We start from the raw sequence: 18,099 nt of genomic DNA, 5'->3' as shown, positions 1-18,099 counted from the left end.
TGTTACCAATCCCTTACTCTTACCGCACCTTCAGTGAGCTGGTTAAACCCGGTAATGGTCGGCAGGAGCTGACGAATCACGCGATTCCAGCGCGCAATGGGTGCGGCGGTGACATACACCACATCATAGGGCTCCAGTTCAAACTCTGTGCCCAACACCAATGCAGCCGCATCCTGAATATTCAACTGGTAGATATCTGCCATCACCTGATTGGTCTGCACGGTGGTGGTTTGCACAACGCCAGATTGGGCTTTGTGTACGTTCCGAATCACAAACACCCCCGTGGCATCCGCCTCCAGTTCGTTGATACCGCCAACACTACTTAAGGCTTCAGTCAGTGTCATACCTGCACGATCAATCTTCAGCAGTTGTGGAGCATTTACTTCACCCATCACAAAAACCTTTTGTGCGTCGTTTCGTGGCACATGGATGATATCGCCCGGGCGCAACAAACGGTTTTGAGTCAAATCGCCACGCTGCATCAGCGCATACAGCGATATCGGTTGTTCACCGCCCTGCCGCGTTAATGTGACATTTCGCCAGTCGGCATCTTTTGCCAGACCACCTGCTCTGTTTATAGCATCCAGCAGGGTTAATGGCACATTAGTGATCGGTTGTTGCCCGGGCGTGTTCACTTCGCCGGTTACGTACGCCTTCTGAGAACGAAACGCAGCCACATTCACATCCACCTGCGGGCTTTCAATGAAAGCGGCCAGACGGCGGGAAATCTCATCGCGCACCTGGGTTACGGTTTTCCCCCCCACCAGAACCGTTCCGATGTAAGGGTAAAAGATTGTTCCGTCTGCATGTACCCAGTTGCCTGATTCACTCGAACTTCGGTAAGAACCGGCCGGTATCGTCAGCTCAGGGTGATCCCAAATGGTAATATTCAGGATGTCACCCGGTCCGATATAGTATTCATAGCCATTGAGTTCTGCATCCAGCGCGGGGTTTGTTCTTGCCGAGGCTTCTGGACGTTTGGACTGACGAATCACGGAAGGCGTTAACGGATATACATTGACCTGTTCAGACACACTGAACGCATCATTGTCTTCTTGTTGTTTATTGTCTGGTAACGACAGGTGGGAACCGGGGACGACTGTACAACCTGCTAATAACAGTGAAGCGACAGCAGAAAAAATGAGCTTCTTAGAGAAATCCATATCCAATCAACGTAATAAGTAATAAAAAGTGGAATTTAGATCTAAAAATTAAATCTGGGTTATCTATTTCAATTGCCAAACTTGATGTAACTCGCACACTATGAACACTGTTGTATCCAGAAAGTCATGCAGGTTGCTAATTTAGACAAAGGTAAAATAACTTTATCCCATGACAGCCAATCATGATGATTCAGGCAGATTGGTTTAAGACCATTGATGGTAGCGATTGAGCATGCTACCGCCCTTAGGTTACAGCTCCCAATTGCTCATCACGACATCCATGTTGTTCTGTGCAGGTTACCGTTTCACCTGATTGAAGCGTTACCCTCAATCACGTTTTATTGGAAAACTGTGATTAGCCCTACAGTTAAGTTCAATTTCACCAAAAATTTGCAAAAACCAGTTTGCCTGAAATAATCGCTGTCAGACATATCAAATCTTCAGGACAGACTGTCATTTTGGCTGCCGCATTCTACACAATCACACCTCAGTGAGAAACCATTAAATGCAACTGGTATCAACTTAGAGTAATTGTTCTTTGTTAGCTGACTGTCAGAACAAAGATTAACGTGAACAACCGATTGAATTATATGCGCTTGGTGTTTCGGCTATTCACTTTCTGAACCAATCTCACTTCCATAAAATAGGATATTCTAAACGAGCATTTTGTTTGCACCCGGCTGAAATGCGCAATCTTCACATTCAATTCATTGCTATCCTTGATATATCCAAATATCATTAAAAAGCGCTTTGACTTGATGATAAACCGCATTATTAAGATTAATCACTTCACACAATAAGGGAATTAGGATGAAAAAAGTGTTCATTTCTCTGGCCGCCCTGATGATGGCTGGCTCAGCAATGGCTGCCACAGGCACCAGCACAGGTTCTGTTGCAGCTTCTACGTCTACAACAACTGCGACCACAGCGTCTACAGCTGCGGCTGGCACTGCTGCTGGCACTGCGGGCGCGACCGCTGCTGCTGTTGGTGGCATTACTGCAACAACCGTTGCTGTGGGTGCGGCCGTTGCCGTGACTGCTGTTGCGATTGTGGATGCAACCGACAACGACACTGCAACCACCGTATCAAATAACAGTTAATGCCTGTGATTGACATGCCTTAACGAGTCTCTATAACCGCACGGTTCTGTGCGGTTATTTTTATATTTTCGCTCTTATGTGATATGGATATTCGATGCAACCCGCTCGCTTCCTCTCTTCATGTCGACCGATTTTCGCTCTGTTGTTCTCAGTTCTGTTAATCACCGGATGCAGCCAGAAATTTCAAAATGTCTCTGAAACCTTTCGACTAGCCGTGTCCGGCGAAGATGATTCAGTCAAGTCTCAATCCTGGATCGAAACCTTGCCCTATGCCAGTATTTACGCGCGGATCAACGAGGGTCCCCGGGCATTTATGGTGCTGGCATTAGCCGAGAAAGCTCCCCGAACTCATGCTGAGAACGCCCCTGAAGCGCTGCAACTCAAGTGGCTGGCTGCAGATCGCGGGATGTTGGTGACCGAACAGGGGCGTCTGGTCAAAACCCTGAACCTGCCACAAGGCAACCTGATCCAGGTCGAATCACAGGAGCCCGACCCGGTCGCGCTCGGCCTCCATTTGTCCACCACGCCGAATCACTGGCGTCGACAGATTGACTGGCAACCCGGCTACCATTTTGGCTACCCGGTTATTTCCCGTTTTGAAGACAAAGGCTTGCAAAGCATCACCATCAATGACGTGACACGTTATGCCCGGTACTTCATTGAGCACGTTGAAGTACCTGCGCTGAATCAAACCTTCGACAACGCATTCTGGATTCACCCGGAAAGTGGAGTGGTCCTGATGAGCCGGCAAAAACTTGCGCCTGGCTTGCCCGACATAGAAATACAATTACTCAAGCCGTATGGAAATGAATAACATGACAAAACGCCTCTATTCTTTTCCCTTTTCCTTGTTGACCAGCGGAAAGGCGGGCCTGTTGACCCTCACTGCCATCCTCCTGCTGCTGGCTTCAGCCGTATCGGCGAACACAGACGTCCAAATCAAGAAAAACACGCAAGAGGCTACCCAGGTCACGGTTCGTCTGAACGATGCCTCGCAGGGCCTCGCGCTTCGCTATCCGGCGACAGTCCGGCTGGAGCAGGTTTTTCAGGATACTCTGGCAAATCTGAATCAACTGCCGTCATCAGCAAAAAATGCATCCCTTTACTGGTCTGGCGCCCGCCTATGGCAAACCAGCCCCAGTGCCAAGCTTGAAATGCAACAGTTACAGTTACGGGTCGCAGAACAACTTCAGTCCTTGTCCCGGCACTGGCAAGCCAAATCTCCGGCCACCAGTCGTCAACTCCAAGTCATGGCCAAAGCCTTCGCTCAACCGATGCCTGGCCAACGCTTAGTCATGCCGCTGGATTGGGATCACATCCGAATCACGCCTTCGGATAACCCCGGACTGAACGGCTCCTTTGAATTACAACTGCTGACCCGGCCAGACATTGTCAAAGTCACGGGCGCCATTCCGTTGAACACGCAAGCTGGCAGTGCTCAGACGGGAGAAGTCCGCCTGCCGTGGCAAGCGCGTCAAAATGCCACCGGATACCTTGAACAGACCGGTCAACTGGCTGTGGCAGAACCCGATTATGTCTGGGTGATTCAGCCCGACGGAACGACAGAAAAGCATCCGATAGCTTACTGGAACCGGACCCATCGGGATATCGCCCCGGGGGCAACCCTTTTTCTGCCTTTTTCCGGCTTACCGGATGAGCTGGCCTCTTTGAACCTTCATCTTCTCGATTTGCTTAAACAAAGGCCTTTCTGATGTTGCTGCCTGTTTCCTCTTCTCGCGCCATCCGCTGTCGCTTCGGTTTATTGTCCGGGTTGTCGCTCAGTCTGGTCGCCCCCTCTGCCTTAGCAGACGAATTCAGTGCGCCGGTTTTTCACGTGTCTCAAAGTGACTTTGGCGGTGTCGGCCTGATGCAGATGCCTTCAGGCCGGGTCGCGCCTGAAGGTGAATTTACGTTCGGGACCACCTATAACAAGGATTACCTGCATTACAACGTGTCGCTGCAATTGTTCCCCTGGCTGGAAACAACGATTCGCTACACTCTGGTGCAGGATGTGCTTTACAGCAACGATCCCAACTTCAGTGGCGATACCAAATACACCGATAAAGGCATTGATTTTAAAATTCGTCTGCTGGAAGAAAGTTACTGGCTGCCGGAGACGTCTATCGGTATCCGGGATTTTGGCGGTACCGGCCTGTTTGATGGTGAATATCTGGCAGCCAGTAAACACTGGGGGCCCCTGGATTTCACCCTCGGCCTCGGCTGGGGCTATATGGGCAACCGCGCCAACCTGAAAGGCGATAAAAGTCTCAGCAACGACTGCGGCCGGAACACGGAATACAAAGGGAAAGGGGGCAGTGTTGATTTCGAGCGCTGGTTCACCGGCTGCATGTCGGTGTTCGGCGGTGTGGAGTATCAGACCCCCTGGCAACCGCTGCGCTTCAAACTGGAATATGACGGCAACGACTACACCAGTGATTTTCCAGTCACCCGTGCAGGAACAGATATGTCGCAGGACAGCCCGTTCAATATTGGTACCCTGTACAGCCTCGGGAACTGGGGCGATCTGCGCCTGAGTTATGAGCGAGGCAATACCTGGACGGTTGGCCTGAATTTGAAGACCAACTTTAATCAGCAAACGACGGCCTGGCGGGATACTCCCAAACCCGCCTATGCGCCCAATCCACAAAAACAGGATCTCATTGCCGAAGACTGGCAAAAGATTGCGGATGAGCTCCATCAGAATGCGGGGCTGAAAAATCCGACCCTTTATGCGGACGACACCACAGTCACTGTGCTCGCCTCGCAGGATAAATACCGGGATCGGATGCAGGGCTATGATCGCGCTGCCACCATTCTGAGCAATCAACTTCCGACCGATCCGATAACAGGCCAGCCCGCTTTTGACACCTATCGGTTGATTGAGACCAGCCAGGATTTGCCGATTACCGAAACCCAGATCAATGTCGCGGACTATGATGCGGTCGCACGACTTCTCTACGTCAATGCAACCATTGACGATGCCTTAACCACGCAGGTGCCGCGTGCGCCGCAGGGACAATTGATTGCCAGAGATAACGATCCCTGGGATCTCAGCCTGTCCCCCAACCTGCAGCAATCCTTCGGTGGCTCAGAAGGATTTTATCTCTATAACCTCGGTATCAATGCCGGGGCCAGCTACGCATTCAATGATCAGTGGGAACTGGGCGGCAGCCTGTACCTGAACCTGCTGGACAATTACGATAAGTTCAAATATGACGTCCCGCCGGATGGCACCGATTTAAAACGGGTCCGAACCTTAGTCCGGCAGTATATTGATGGCAATCCGCTTCGGGTCAATAACCTGCAGCTGACCTGGATGGATCAGTTGGCCGATGACTGGTACGCACAAGCCTATGGCGGCTATCTGGAAATGATGTTCGCAGGCGCAGGCAGTGAGTTCCTATACCGGCCAATGCGCTCAAACTGGGCCTTTGGGATGGATATGAACTATGTGATTCAGCGGGATCCGGACACCCAACTGGGCTTGTTCCACGACGAAGTCCACTTCGACCCTATCACGGGACGAGATTATCGGGTTCAGACAGGCGCATTGACGGGCCATGCAACGCTTTATTATCAGCCGCAATGGACATTTCTGCCGAATACCCTGATGAAAATCAGTGCGGGCCGCTACCTGACAGAAGATGTCGGGATGACCTTTGACTTCTCGAAACAGTTCGATAGTGGCGTGATTGCGGGCGCATTCGTGACGCTCACCGACCTGTCTGCCGAAGAGTTTGGCGAAGGGAGCTACAACAAAGGATTTTATATCTCTATTCCTTACGACATCATGACGATTAAACCCAGCCGCAACCGCGCCACGATTTCCTGGCTGCCCCTGACCCGAGACGGCGGTCAGATGCTGAACCGGAAGTATCAGTTGTACCAAATCACCGATGCACGGGAACCCTGGTACAGCCGAAAAATGACATCATCGGCCCCTTAAGCGACTCGTATGCCACCGCCTTCAGGCGGTGGTTTTACATTTGAGATTAATTAAAGTTTCTTGAGATTAATTAAGAATATTTGAGTTGCCCTGTGCCTGACCACTGCCCATGATAGTGCCTTCGCTCCCCGTGAAGGTGATCTGCTGCGCAGAGGGGATCTGAATCGAGCAAAATGATCGCAAAAAATTAATCTTGCGGACTCCCGGCCGCCTTCACTGATTGCATGGATGAATCTTTTGGTTAACTAGAGGTAGTCAGATGTTCAAAAAATACGCAGTTTTTTCAATGAAATTTCCATTGCTGCATAAGCTGAACCTGTGTTTGGCGATCGCATTTTTTGCCACCTGCTGTTATCAGCTGATCGTTCAGGAAAACCTGATCTTCAGTCTGGGCATCCTCGCGGTCTCGGTGTTGCTGACACTGTTTGCCGGATCGTCAAACTATCGCCGTAAATACATCAGCTTTCCCTACACGCTGGACTGATGGGATTGCGTTTCACTGATTGTATTTTCATCCGCAAAACATCGCTTCTTTTTTGCCTGTGATCACGTTGAAAGTAAACTTGCTCCACAAAATTCAGTCACAGGCACTTGTCCGCTTGCTTCTCCCCTGAGGCCCCCCTATAATTCCGCAGTGAGTAATCATTTACCTGATGCCAATACACTGCTTAAGCCAACTTATAAAATTACAAAGCAGAAACCGTTCAACATTTATCTTTTACCGCATCGCAAATTGCAGTTATTAATGGAAGTATCATAGTGACAGATACACACACGAAAGCCATGCCATCCGGCCCCCAACTTGTCCATCCACCTCAGTCGCCTATGCCCAATCACGACCACGCTGATGAAATCGATCTGGTAGAACTCGTCAGAACACTCTGGCGGGAAAAACTGCTGATCACTTTGTTCACTGTCATCTTCGCACTTGCCGGGGTTGGCTATGCCCTGACCGCCCAGGAATGGTGGACCGCCAAGGCCAAAGTGATTCAACCGCAAATTACCGACTTTGCGCAGCTCCAGCGTGAAATCAGTGCGTTTCAGCCCGCTTTTGATATTTATCAGGCCGACGGCACTGTGCTGGTCAGCACCCAACTGACAGACGTCGCCGATGCCGAGCTCCTGTTTAAAAACTTTGTGAATGGCTTTAACTCGCTGGAGAATAAAAAAGCCTTCCTGATGAACAATGCTGAATTTCAGCATTATCTGACCGAAAACCAGATTAGCGATGCCGATGAAGAAAGCATGGATCGTGTGCTGGAGAGCTGGTTCGACAAAATCAGTGCCCAGCAAGCGAGCAAGCAAGAGTCTGATATCTATGTGATCAACCTGCAGGCCACCACCAGCAACAGTAGCTTTCAAATGCTGAAGCAATACATTGATTATGTGTCTGCTAAGGTTTACCACGATACTCTGGCTAACGTGCAGGCCTTGGTGCTGGCGAAAGAAAATGAGCTGCAACAGCAATTACGGGTGCTGCGCAATCAGGCCAGCAGTTATTTAGCGGTTGAGAAAGAGCGGACGCAGTACGCGCTGGATATTGCCAGTGCAGCGGATGTGAACCAACCGGTACAGAACCTGGGCGATGGTGAAATCTTTGCGATTAATCTGGGCTCAAAAGCTCTTGCCGCCAAAGTGAGTGCTCTGGAATCTGTAAAGAACCTGAGTGTTGTTGAACCAAGAATTCAGCAGGTCGAAGCGCGTTTGTCCTTGCTTCGTGGGACAGCACTGGATAAAAACATCCATTTTAAAACTTACCGTTTTCTGGAAAACGTTGAAAAGCCAATCACCAAGGACAAACCGAAACGCGCATTGATTGTGGTGATTGCAACCTTACTGGGTGGCATGCTGGGTGTGGCTTTTGTGCTGATTCGCACGGCATTCAGAAACCACGATTAAGTCCAAAACTACCCCATACAACAAAGCCAGCCCAGATTGCTCTCGGGCTGGCTTTTGTGTTTCTGGTATCAGTGTTGTCTTTCCATTCCTCGCCATGTAAAACAACAACCTGAATGGCGTGTTATACCAATCAAAGTCAGTCAATGATCAGAAATAGCGCAGGAAAAATGTTTGAGAACAAGGCGGATTTTTTAGATAAGTAGTTATTCTACAATCAAAAAATATAACGCAGTGATCGAACATTTGAACAAGCTAGGATGACCAGTGATTGACTGCGATTGGTATTATCTCTTGATGAAACTGCGCCTTTATGAAACTGCGGCGTTCTGCTGAAGCTGTTGCCATAAAGATTTCACCAGCGACTGATCGGCCGGGTTCAGTTCTGACTGCGCTTCTTTCAGGCTGTTATTGACGGCCTGATTCATGACATCAACAGAAGTCACGCCATCACGCTCGCAATCTGCGGCGGACAGTGAGATATGCCCCCGCAGGTAACCTCCGGCAAAGAGTTCATCATCAGAGGCTGTTTCGACCATCTGATCAATTAAGGTAAGCAGCTTTTCTTCGTATTGATGGATCATCTCGTCACTCTTGTTTTCTGTGCTGTCGGCCAGCCCGGCAGGCGGGCGGATGGCCAAAGGTTACTTGATTCTGACTGCCACGCATCTCTTCACGTGACGATTCACAATGACAGACATGGCTCGGCAAAGTGTTCTGATTTCAGTGCAGGCACGCCGTAATGTGCCCGTAATGCTTCCGAGAGCATCGCAGCTCGCTCAGGCATGCCCTGATTCAGATAGGACAACACTTGCTCACGCACTTTGCGGGTAAAGCCTACCCGATCCGGCTCATGATCACCACTCAAGTTGTCGCAACTGACCTGAAACCGAAAACCACAGCTGGCCGACAGCAGCCATTCGACTGCCTGAGGCTTCACTTCAACCTGCTCGAATGCAGCCTGCTGTTGTTCATCCCGGCCATCCGGTAAGTACCAATAACCATAATCTTCGAGTAAACGACGTTCGGCACCGGCAATACACCAGTGAGCAATTTCATGCAGCGCAGAGGCAAAGTAGCCCCGGGCAAAAATCACCCGGTGATGCGGATGAGCTGCATCTGCAGGCCGATAAATAGGCTCGTCGCCTCCCAGAACCAATTCGGTCTGGTAGGTGGGCAGAAAAGTACGGTTAAACAGTTGAATCAGATCGTGATAATCGTGGGACATGAGCAGCGCATTCATTTCAGTGGAACAACCCGAAAAGTACAGATCATCATCAACCCGTACTGCTTTCAAAAGCGCGGCGATTATAGCGATTTTGCGTCTTGAGTGCGAATCTTGAAGATCGTTGATGCAAACACCAGCTCAATAAAAAAGGACGCCCCAACGTCCTTTTTATGATGAATCACTGCCAATCCCGGGTTATCTGACTTCTTTCAGTTTTGGCGTTTGGGTGACGACATCTGCGTTTTGGGCGCGGTTGCGCAGCAGGTGATCCATGAGCACAATCGCAACCATGGCTTCAGCAATCGGAACGGCGCGAATCCCAACACAAGGATCATGACGGCCACGGGTAATGACTTCGGCACTTTCACCCTGTTTGTTGATGGTTTCACCCGGCACCGTAATACTGGAGGTCGGTTTCAGGGCCAGATGCGCCACAATATCCTGTCCTGAAGAGATCCCGCCCAGAATGCCGCCCGCATGGTTCGAGGTAAATCCCTCCGGCGTCATCGCGTCGCGGTGTTCACTGCCCCGCTGTTGTACCACATCAAACCCATCGCCAATCTCGACGCCTTTCACCGCATTAATGCCCATCAGCGCGTGTGCGATTTCCGCATCCAAACGATCAAAAACAGGTTCCCCCAAACCAACCGGGACATTTTCGGCCACGACAGTCAGTTTGGCACCAATGGAATCGCCTTCTTTTTTGAGCTTGCGGATCAGTTCATCCAGGGCTTCGACTTTCGATGCATCCGGACAGAAGAATGCATTTTGCTCAACCTGCGCCCAATCAACTTTATCTATAGTCACGTCGCCCATCTGCGACAGATACGCACGCACTTCGATGCCGTGTACCTGTTTCAGATATTTCTTGGCAATCGCGCCCGCAGCAACCCGCATTGCGGTTTCGCGCGCAGAGGAACGACCACCGCCACGATAATCGCGGATGCCATATTTTTGTTCGTAGGTGTAATCAGCATGACCGGGACGGAAAAGATCTTTGATATTGGAATAATCCTTGGACCGCTGATCGGTATTTTCAATCATCAGGCCAATCGAAGTGCCTGTAGTTTTTCCTTCAAACACACCGGCAAGGATTTTCACTTCATCGGGTTCACGACGTTGTGTGGTGTATTTTGAAGTGCCCGGACGCCGACGGTCGAGATCGTGCTGCATGTCGGCTTCGGTCAGATCCAGTCCCGGCGGACAGCCGTCGACGATGCAGCCCAGTGCCACCCCATGGCTTTCACCAAAGGTGGTCACACGAAAAACTTGCCCTATTGTGTTGCCTGCCATGACTTCCCCTGTTGCTTTGCTTTTTAGCGACTTCACTAAAATAAATGTTGTAATCACTGAATAGTGCAAAGATGTCCAGGGGAATGCAAGCGGAATTCAAGGCAGACGGTGTGAAATCAGTCCTGCTCTTTTTTGGACTTCCACTTTTTAATCCCGGTCGGTGCCGATGCGGTTCCGGACGTATCCGGACGACCACGGCGCTGCCCCTGGCCTGGCTTTCCACTCGGTTTTTGACCCTGAGATCTTTGCCCGGCTCCCGACTGAGCACGCGGGTGCTTACTCGGTTTGCTACCGGAGCGGCGGCGATCCACTTCACCTTTCCCCTGATAGGTTTTGTACTTCACGCTCTCGCCTTCTTTTTTCTCTTGCTGGCGTGCGTCATACAGTTTGGCATCGGTCGCTTTGGAAATCGACTGCCCGCCACCGCTCACACGGGAAGCTTCTTCCGTTTTGCTCGATTGTGCGAGCAAGCGATGGATATCTGCCATTTCTGCATCGGTGAGATAGCGCCATTTGCCATTCGGTAATCCGTCAATGGTGATGTTCATGATCCGAACGCGGCGCAGTTTATACACCTCGTAGTCCAGCGCTTCACACATTCGGCGAATCTGACGGTTCAACCCCTGGGTCAGCACAATCCGGAATGAGTAAGTCGTTTCTTGCGTGACTTTACAAGGCAGCGTGACCGTATCCAGGATGGGCACCCCAGAGGCCATTTTGGACAAGAATTCTTCCGTCACAGGCTTGTTCACACGCACGACATATTCTTTTTCGTGCGAGTTTCCGGCACGCAGTATCTTATTGACGATGTCCCCATCGTTGGTCATGAAAATCAGCCCGTCAGAGGCTTTATCCAGCCGGCCGATCGGAAAAATCCGCTTGCGGTGGCCGATGAAGTCCACAATATTGCCTTCAACATGGCGTTCCGTGGTACAGGTAATGCCCGACGGTTTATTCAGCGCAATATAAATCGGTTGCTCTTTGCGGCGCAGGGGCTTGTCATCGACCAGCACTTCATCTTCAGGCCCCACTTTCATCCCCATTTCCGGGGGTTGGCCGTTGATCAGCACCCGTCCCTGCTCAATGAGCTTATCCGCCTCACGACGGGAACAGTAACCGGTGTCACTGATAAATTTATTGAGTCGGACCTGGTTGTCTGACGATGGTGCGGCTGAACGCGGCTGTGGTTTCTTCTCTGACATGATGCTCTTCTCACTGTGCGTTTCACAACGCGGATGGGGGAAGGATTTTACTGGAAAATCGTCAAGATGCCATGCTTTCACGAGACTTATCTCTATCACATCATTGTCTCAGAACGGCATCGTTCTTTATCTCATTGAATCTGAATCGCATCCCTTTTACACAGTCAACACTCAGCTCAAATCGTTCAAAAAACAACCAACCCAACATCAATGAAGCACTGAAATACAAAACAAAATGCATAAAACATTGATCTCATATTCATTCCTTGTTATTAATCCCCTCGTTTTGTACACCGTTCAATTACTTTCACCTTGGGGTTGTATCAATGAAAACTATTATCGCAGCACTTTCAGTCCTCTGCATGCTGGCCGGGACACCAGCACTGGCCGGGCAATCTTATATTTATGGGGGAATCGGCCTTTTAAGTCCGACACTGAAGGACAAACCCGAACATCTCACCGAAAACCTGACACCCAATCTGACTTTGGGATTCGGTCATAATTTTAATGAATACATTGCCTTAGAAACTTTTTTCAATTACAGCAAAACGGATTACACCAACGAATGGAATCAGCTCGATGACACGCAATATGAAATGTCGTTGGGCCAGCTGGGATTCAGTATTGTGCCTTCTACCGGAGAGATTGGCCGTTCGGGGATCAAACTCTATACCCGTCTGAACGCTTCAATGGTCAATGTCAGAACGGAAACCACCTTTCAGGGTTACCCTCATAAAGTCAATGATTCCGGATTCATGCTGGACGCAGGTGTTGGGATTCAATGGAATATCAACAAGCGGTTCATGTTCCGCGGTGAATACATCACAAATGTTGCGGACAGTTCTCTGGATAATTTCGATTTCGAAAACAGCATTCGTTATGAAGGGATACAACTGGCCCTGGGTTATCGTTTCTGATCAATATCAACAAGGACTAAGGGGCAGGCATGCTCCTTTTTCTACCCTTGGCAGACAACTGCACTTCAGCAATCGCAGATCCCATCGGTCACAAGCCGCTTTTCACACCTGGACACAAAATTCCCTCAAATTTGTGTGCTAAATCGATCATTATTTTCAATATCATGACGCCTTGCACTTAGAGCATTGATATATATCACATCCGGCTGATATGAAGTCGATGCGCGTAGCGCAATAATCCATTCCTGTTCATGAGACATAACAATGAAAAAAACCATCCTTTTCGCGTTCGCGACAGCAGCATTCAGCACCAGTGCGCTGGCTGCCATTCCAGCAGACGGCAATAACTATATTTATGCTGGGGCGGGTGCTGTTTCGCTGGAGTCGAAACAGTCGGTCAGTGGCGCAACAGAAGAAATCAACCCGAGTTACACGCTGGGTCTGGGTCGGGAAATTCACCCGCACATCGCGGTGGAAGCTTTCTATAACTACGGTTCAACAACGTATGATTTCCTGTTCAGCAATGCTGAAACAGATGTATCGATTTCTCAGTTGGGTGTGGGTCTGGTGCCAAGCACTGACTATTTAGGGAATACCAACCTGAAACTGGTCGGTCGGATTAATGCTTCCTTTGTGAAAGTGAAGACAGAGTACAAAAACCTCGGCTATATGCCATCTGACAGCGAGAGCGGGGTCATGATTGATGCAGGTATCGGCTTGCATTGGGATATCAACCCTCGCCTGATGATGCGTGCAGAATACATCACCAATATCGCCGACAGCTCGTTGAATAATCTGGGCGATCATTACGACTACAGCGGCGCACAGCTGACGCTGGGTTACCGGTTCTGACAGAGCACAGTTGTGCTGTTTTCCGGACGATATAAAAAAGGGGCATCACGCCCCTTTTGTTCATCTGAACATTCACGACTTCGAATCATTCAGCGGTAAGTCACCATGACTGCGTCGTCCAACGTAATCATGCTCAAGTGCTTTCTGGAGCTGCGCAGCGACATGGCCCGGTGACTGGGTATGAGTACACACCAAACGATACATCGCCGGAATCACGAACAAGGTCACCAAGGTCGCAAAGGCCATCCCGAAAAACACCACAGTCCCCACCGAAATCCGGCTCTCATAGCCTGCGCCGGTTGAAAGCAACAGCGGCAATGCACCAAACAAGGTGGTAAAGGCCGTCATCAGGATCGGGCGTAAACGTCTTGCCGACGCATCAATAATCGCCTGTTCGAACGGGATGCCTTTATCCCGCAACTGGTTGGCAAATTCCACAATCAGAATCCCGTTTTTGGTGACCATCCCTATCAGCATGATCATCCCGATCTGACTGTAAATATTCAGGCTCTGCCCCATCACCAGCAAGCCCATCAGCCCGCCGAAAATGCCGAGTGGTACGGTCAGCATGACCACCATCGGGTTGATAAAGCTTTCAAACTGCGCAGCCAACACCAGATAAGCGACCAGCAATGCGAGACCGAAAATCATCGCCATACTGCTCTGGTTTTCCCGGAAATCTTTCGATTCGCCCCCGTAATCAATTACGATGTCGCTGGGCAGCATCTCGAGGGCTTGTGCATCCAGGAAGTCCAGCGCCTGACCAAGCGTGTACCCCGGCAACAGATTTGCCGTAATGGTCATCGATTTCTGCTTCTGGTTATGGCTCAGTTTGCGTGCTGCTGCCACTTCCTCAACTTTCGCGACGCTGTTGAGGGAAATCAGCTCGCCGTTTTTGGCCCGCACATAGATCCGGCTCAGATCCATGGCATTGTTGAAGCTGTTTTCATCGCCACGCAGGTAAACATCGTACTCTTCGCCACGCTCGACAAAGGTGGTTTCACTGCGTCCACCCAGCATCACTTCCAGCGTCTCTGCAATATCAGACTGCGGAATTCCAAGCTCGGCCGCACGCGGACGATCCACCGTCACTACGAGCTCAGGCGTGGTTTCGGCATAATCGATATCCACACCGTCCATCATCCCACTGCTCTGCGCGACGTCTTTCAGCTGGGTCGACCAGGCAAACAGCTCATCGTAATCTGCACCATTCAAAATAAACTGAACCGGTTCAGAGGAGCCCCCGCGAAAGCCCGGCATAAAGGGCCAGACCCGGATATCCGGAATGCCCTGCAGGGCTTTGCGCACTACACCCAGCGCTTCTGTCGCACTGACATGCCGTGCTTCCCAGTCTTCCAGCTGCATGATCACGAAGCCGGTCTGATCGCCTGCGCGACCGCCAAACGCTGGCGTCTGAATGCTGACCGAGCGGATCAGCCCCTGACCGACCAGTGGCAACAGCCGCTGCTCGACCTGTTCAATATTGCCGACCATCCGGTTATAACTGGTTGCTTCCGCCCCGCGAACAAAGGCAAAAATCACGCCCCGGTCTTCTGACGGTGCCAACTGATTTGGAATCAACTGAAACAGCCAGGCGCTTCCGCCCACCAGCGCTGCAATCAGCACCGGCGCTCCCCAGCGCCAGCGCACTGCAACCGTCACGGCTTTGCGGTACACGGTTTCCAGCGAGGCAAACTGACGGTCAACAAAGCGATTAAAGGGTCCCGGTTTCACATTGGCTTTCAGCAACTTACTGCCCAGCACCGGACTCAGGGTTAAAGCGATCAGGGAAGAAAAAATCACCGACATCGCCAGCAAGACGGAAAATTCAGTAAAGAGCGGGCCAACCATGCCATCCATAAAACCAATAGGCAGGAAGACCATCACCAGCACCAGCGTGGTTGCAATAACAGCAAACCCGACTTCCCGTGTCCCTTTGAATGCCGCGAGCAATGGTGGCTCGCCCCGCTCAATGTGGTGATAGATGTTTTCCACCACCACAATGGCATCATCCACCACCAGCCCGATGGCCAGAATCAGCGCCATCAGCGTTAACAGGTTGATTGAAAAGCCCAGGTAATAAGCCGCCATAAAGGCAGAGATCAGCGAAACCGGCACCGTGACCGCAGGGATCAGTGTCGCCCGCGCCTGACCGATAAAGATATAAAGCACCAAGACGACCAGTGCGCCGGTAATCATCAGTGTGCTGTACACCTCATCAATGGAGCGCTCGATAAATACGGTCGAATCATAATCAACGGCCAGTTCTGTGCCATCCGGCAAAAAGCGCTGCAAGCGATCCACTTCCTGATGCACTGCATCTGCAACCTGCAATGGATTGGCATCGGACATCGGTACAATGCCCAGGCTCAGGCTGGAAACGCCGTTGTTCTTGAAAGTCGCGTTTTCATTCTGCGCGCCAATCGCCACATCGGCGACATCTTTCAGATAAATCGGCGTGCCGTTTGCGGTCTGCCGGACCACCAGATATGAAAAGTCTTCAGCGGTCCGGTACAGGCGGGCCGTTCGTACCGACATGGTTGTCGCATCATTGCGGACTTCCCCGCCCGGTAACTCGACATTTTCATCACGCAGAGCATCGATAATGTCAGTAGTCGTCACGCCCCGGCCTGCCATTTGCTCTGGCAGCAACCGGACATACATGACTTTATACAAAGCCCCCGTCATCTGGACTGAGCTGACACCGTTGATCAGGCTGAATCGATCCGTCAGCACCCGATCGGCATAATCCGTCAGTTGCGTCCGGTCCATTTCACTGGAAGTCAGGTTGATATAGATGGCCGCTTCGCCGGAACCATTGTCTTTCGAAACAATCGGCTCATCGGCACCATCCGGCAGGCGACGACGAGCTCTGGAAACGGCATCCCGGACATCGCTGACCCCTTCGGTAAGGTTCCAGCCCATTTCAAATTCTACGCTGATCCGCGAGCTGCCATTACGCGTTGTCGAAGTGATACTTTCGATACCGCTGATCCCCGACAGCTCATCTTCCAGCACGGTCGTGACGCGACTTTCCATAATGGTGGCCGACGCGCCTTCATAAGAGGTACCAATACTGATCACCGGATTTTCGACATCCGGCATCTCCCGGACCGGGAGTTTACTGAAAGAAACGAAGCCAAACACCAGCAGCAAGAGACTGAGCACGATGGCAACGACCGGCCGCTTGACCGACACATCGGATAACCACATCAGGCACTGCCTCCGGCTTCAGACACGGACACGTTCTCTGACCCTTCCACCGGGTTGACGTCTTTCACCGTCAGGCCGTCGCGCATATTCACCAGCCCTTGAACGACGATCCGATCGCCAACCTGAATACCGGACTCGATCACCACTTCATTTTTCACCCGCTCTCCCAGCACCACTTCGGTCCGGTGAGCCTTTCCGGCATCATCAACAAGATAAACAAAACGTTTAGTGCCGGAATATTCGAGTGCCTGCACCGGCACAATCGCGGCATGTTGCGGGGTGAAATCCAGTGCGGCGGACATCAGCATGCCCGGTTTGAGTTTGCCGCTGACATTCTCAAACAGCACCCGGACCCGGATATTCAGTGATTCAGACTGGACTCTGGAGTCGATTGCCTGAATCGTGCCGGAAAAAATTTCTCCCGGCCAGGCCTGGCTCTTCGCCTGAACAGCCATTCCTGGGGCCAGTCTGGACAGATATTTTTCCGGGACCTGCACATCCAGACGCATCTGAGACAAATCGTCCAGGGTAAAGAGTTCACTGCCGACCGTGACGGTATGCCCCTGGCTGAAATCTATCAGGCCAACCGTGCCGGAGAACGGCGCACGGATCTGATGATCATCCAGCTCTGCTTTGGCGGCATCCAACCGCGCTTTGGCAATACTGACACTGGCCTGCTGTGCAATCAGCTCCGTTTGGGTCAGGGCACCGCGTTTCACCAAACGCTGATATTCAACATATTTTCGTTTTTCGTCGTCGTAATAAGCTTTGGCTTCATCAAAAGCGGCTTTCGGTTTCGCATGATCAAGCTGAACGAGGAGCTGACCCTGTTTCACTTTCCGGTCTGTACTCACCACAATCTGGTCCACTTTCGCTGCCACTTCTGATGCCACCACCACAGAGCGCTGGGCCGCCAGTTTGCCGACCAGTGCAACAGAACTAATCACTTCATGGGATGCCACCTGACCGGTCGCAACCGGCACGGCCCGGTTCGGTTTGGGCTGGGCAGTCTGCGCAGCATGGGACTGCTGCTGAAAATAGACATATCCCCACCACTCAGGGATGCCGCAACGATCACGGCCAAAACAACTTTTTTCATGCGCTCAAACCTTATTTTTCATTCTGGGCTAATGATATCTGACGATGATCCGGAAAGGGGTAAAGAAATGTAAAGCAACGCAAGTTTTCCTCACAAAACCCACCAAAGGTGCTGATTGATGGGCAAATGACGAAAAATCCAGCAGGCAACTATGAATATCAATAAAAAGGGTTTACAGTGACCGCTTGT

Annotated in this window: 15 protein-coding genes; 8 read left to right on the top strand and 7 right to left on the bottom strand. The window is 51.0% G+C overall.

The window, feature by feature from the left end; translation table 11 throughout:
* Nucleotides 1-2: 2 nt before the first annotated feature.
* A complete protein-coding gene (locus tag KDD30_RS03395) occupies nucleotides 3-1,163 on the bottom strand; it encodes a polysaccharide export protein (RefSeq protein WP_211647394.1) in 1,161 nt (386 codons plus the stop codon).
* A gap of 810 nt (nucleotides 1,164-1,973) precedes the next feature.
* Here KDD30_RS03395 and KDD30_RS03390 point away from each other — a divergent pair.
* From KDD30_RS03390 to KDD30_RS03365, 6 genes are all read left to right on the top strand, one after another.
* The gene (locus KDD30_RS03390) at nucleotides 1,974-2,264 is read left to right on the top strand and encodes a hypothetical protein (RefSeq protein ID WP_211647393.1); all 291 of its coding nucleotides are present in this window, start codon (nucleotides 1,974-1,976) and stop codon (nucleotides 2,262-2,264) included.
* Between the two features lie 94 nt (nucleotides 2,265-2,358).
* Entirely contained in the window at nucleotides 2,359-3,078 is a 720-nt protein-coding gene (locus KDD30_RS03385) for a YjbF family lipoprotein (RefSeq protein WP_211647392.1), read from the top strand.
* Nucleotides 3,079-3,139: 61 nt separating this feature from the next.
* Complete coding sequence (locus KDD30_RS03380) at nucleotides 3,140-3,976, top strand: capsule biosynthesis GfcC family protein (RefSeq protein WP_211647391.1); 837 nt, start codon at nucleotides 3,140-3,142, stop codon at nucleotides 3,974-3,976.
* The gene (locus KDD30_RS03375; RefSeq protein ID WP_211647390.1) at nucleotides 3,976-6,210 is read left to right on the top strand and encodes a YjbH domain-containing protein; all 2,235 of its coding nucleotides are present in this window, start codon (nucleotides 3,976-3,978) and stop codon (nucleotides 6,208-6,210) included. Before KDD30_RS03380 ends, KDD30_RS03375 begins: the two co-directional genes overlap by 1 nt.
* Nucleotides 6,211-6,496: 286 nt before the next feature.
* Nucleotides 6,497-6,694 (top strand): hypothetical protein, encoded by a 198-nt coding sequence (locus KDD30_RS03370; RefSeq protein WP_211647389.1) that lies wholly within the window; start codon nucleotides 6,497-6,499, stop codon nucleotides 6,692-6,694.
* A gap of 275 nt (nucleotides 6,695-6,969) precedes the next feature.
* Nucleotides 6,970-8,109 (top strand): LPS O-antigen chain length determinant protein WzzB, encoded by a 1,140-nt coding sequence (locus tag KDD30_RS03365; RefSeq protein ID WP_249199183.1) that lies wholly within the window; start codon nucleotides 6,970-6,972, stop codon nucleotides 8,107-8,109.
* 308 nt (nucleotides 8,110-8,417) lie between these two features.
* On the opposite strand, the gene KDD30_RS03360 is transcribed toward KDD30_RS03365, so the two are convergent.
* The 4 genes from KDD30_RS03360 to rluF form a co-directional block, all read right to left on the bottom strand.
* A complete protein-coding gene (locus KDD30_RS03360) occupies nucleotides 8,418-8,690 on the bottom strand; it encodes a YfcL family protein (RefSeq protein ID WP_211649497.1) in 273 nt (90 codons plus the stop codon).
* Between the two features lie 101 nt (nucleotides 8,691-8,791).
* Nucleotides 8,792-9,334, bottom strand: a complete 543-nt coding sequence (locus tag KDD30_RS03355; protein ID WP_305800643.1) for an elongation factor P hydroxylase — start codon at nucleotides 9,332-9,334, stop codon at nucleotides 8,792-8,794.
* 195 nt (nucleotides 9,335-9,529) lie between these two features.
* Entirely contained in the window at nucleotides 9,530-10,627 is a 1,098-nt protein-coding gene (gene aroC / locus KDD30_RS03350; RefSeq protein ID WP_211647387.1) for a chorismate synthase, read from the bottom strand.
* A gap of 116 nt (nucleotides 10,628-10,743) precedes the next feature.
* Nucleotides 10,744-11,829: a 23S rRNA pseudouridine(2604) synthase RluF gene (rluF, locus tag KDD30_RS03345; protein ID WP_211647386.1), complete on the bottom strand. Its 1,086-nt coding sequence runs from the start codon at nucleotides 11,827-11,829 to the stop codon at nucleotides 10,744-10,746.
* A 326-nt stretch (nucleotides 11,830-12,155) separates the two neighbouring features.
* On the opposite strand from rluF, the gene KDD30_RS03340 reads away from it, so the two are divergent.
* A complete protein-coding gene (locus KDD30_RS03340; protein WP_211647385.1) occupies nucleotides 12,156-12,746 on the top strand; it encodes a porin family protein in 591 nt (196 codons plus the stop codon).
* A gap of 264 nt (nucleotides 12,747-13,010) precedes the next feature.
* Nucleotides 13,011-13,598, top strand: coding sequence for a porin family protein (locus KDD30_RS03335; RefSeq protein ID WP_211647384.1), 588 nt, complete (start codon nucleotides 13,011-13,013; stop codon nucleotides 13,596-13,598).
* A gap of 72 nt (nucleotides 13,599-13,670) precedes the next feature.
* Here the strand turns inward: KDD30_RS03335 and KDD30_RS03330 are convergent, their stop codons facing one another.
* Nucleotides 13,671-16,811, bottom strand: coding sequence for a multidrug efflux RND transporter permease subunit (locus KDD30_RS03330; RefSeq protein WP_211647383.1), 3,141 nt, complete (start codon nucleotides 16,809-16,811; stop codon nucleotides 13,671-13,673).
* Entirely contained in the window at nucleotides 16,811-17,794 is a 984-nt protein-coding gene (locus KDD30_RS03325; RefSeq protein WP_249199182.1) for an efflux RND transporter periplasmic adaptor subunit, read from the bottom strand. The genes KDD30_RS03330 and KDD30_RS03325 overlap by 1 nt, the downstream gene beginning before the upstream one ends.
* Nucleotides 17,795-18,099: the final 305 nt, after the last annotated feature.

The organism is Photobacterium sp. GJ3 (assembly GCF_018199995.1).
GTDB lineage: Bacteria > Pseudomonadota > Gammaproteobacteria > Enterobacterales > Vibrionaceae > Photobacterium.
This window is presented reverse-complemented; position numbering and strand designations above follow the sequence as displayed.

Excerpts from the sequence above, each read along its gene's own strand:
- KDD30_RS03395 (WP_211647394.1), bottom strand. The coding sequence starts at position 1,163 with ATGGATTTCTCTAAGAAGCTCATTTTTTCTGCTGTCGCTTCACTGTTA.
- KDD30_RS03390 (WP_211647393.1), top strand. The coding sequence starts at position 1,974 with ATGAAAAAAGTGTTCATTTCTCTGGCCGCCCTGATGATGGCTGGCTCA.
- KDD30_RS03385 (WP_211647392.1), top strand. The coding sequence starts at position 2,359 with ATGCAACCCGCTCGCTTCCTCTCTTCATGTCGACCGATTTTCGCTCTG.
- KDD30_RS03375 (WP_211647390.1), top strand. The coding sequence starts at position 3,976 with ATGTTGCTGCCTGTTTCCTCTTCTCGCGCCATCCGCTGTCGCTTCGGT.
- KDD30_RS03370 (WP_211647389.1), top strand. The coding sequence starts at position 6,497 with ATGAAATTTCCATTGCTGCATAAGCTGAACCTGTGTTTGGCGATCGCA.
- KDD30_RS03360 (WP_211649497.1), bottom strand. The coding sequence starts at position 8,690 with ATGATCCATCAATACGAAGAAAAGCTGCTTACCTTAATTGATCAGATG.
- KDD30_RS03355 (WP_305800643.1), bottom strand. The coding sequence starts at position 9,334 with ATGTCCCACGATTATCACGATCTGATTCAACTGTTTAACCGTACTTTT.
- aroC (WP_211647387.1), bottom strand. The coding sequence starts at position 10,627 with ATGGCAGGCAACACAATAGGGCAAGTTTTTCGTGTGACCACCTTTGGT.
- rluF (WP_211647386.1), bottom strand. The coding sequence starts at position 11,829 with ATGTCAGAGAAGAAACCACAGCCGCGTTCAGCCGCACCATCGTCAGAC.
- KDD30_RS03340 (WP_211647385.1), top strand. The coding sequence starts at position 12,156 with ATGAAAACTATTATCGCAGCACTTTCAGTCCTCTGCATGCTGGCCGGG.
- KDD30_RS03335 (WP_211647384.1), top strand. The coding sequence starts at position 13,011 with ATGAAAAAAACCATCCTTTTCGCGTTCGCGACAGCAGCATTCAGCACC.
- KDD30_RS03330 (WP_211647383.1), bottom strand. The coding sequence starts at position 16,811 with ATGTGGTTATCCGATGTGTCGGTCAAGCGGCCGGTCGTTGCCATCGTG.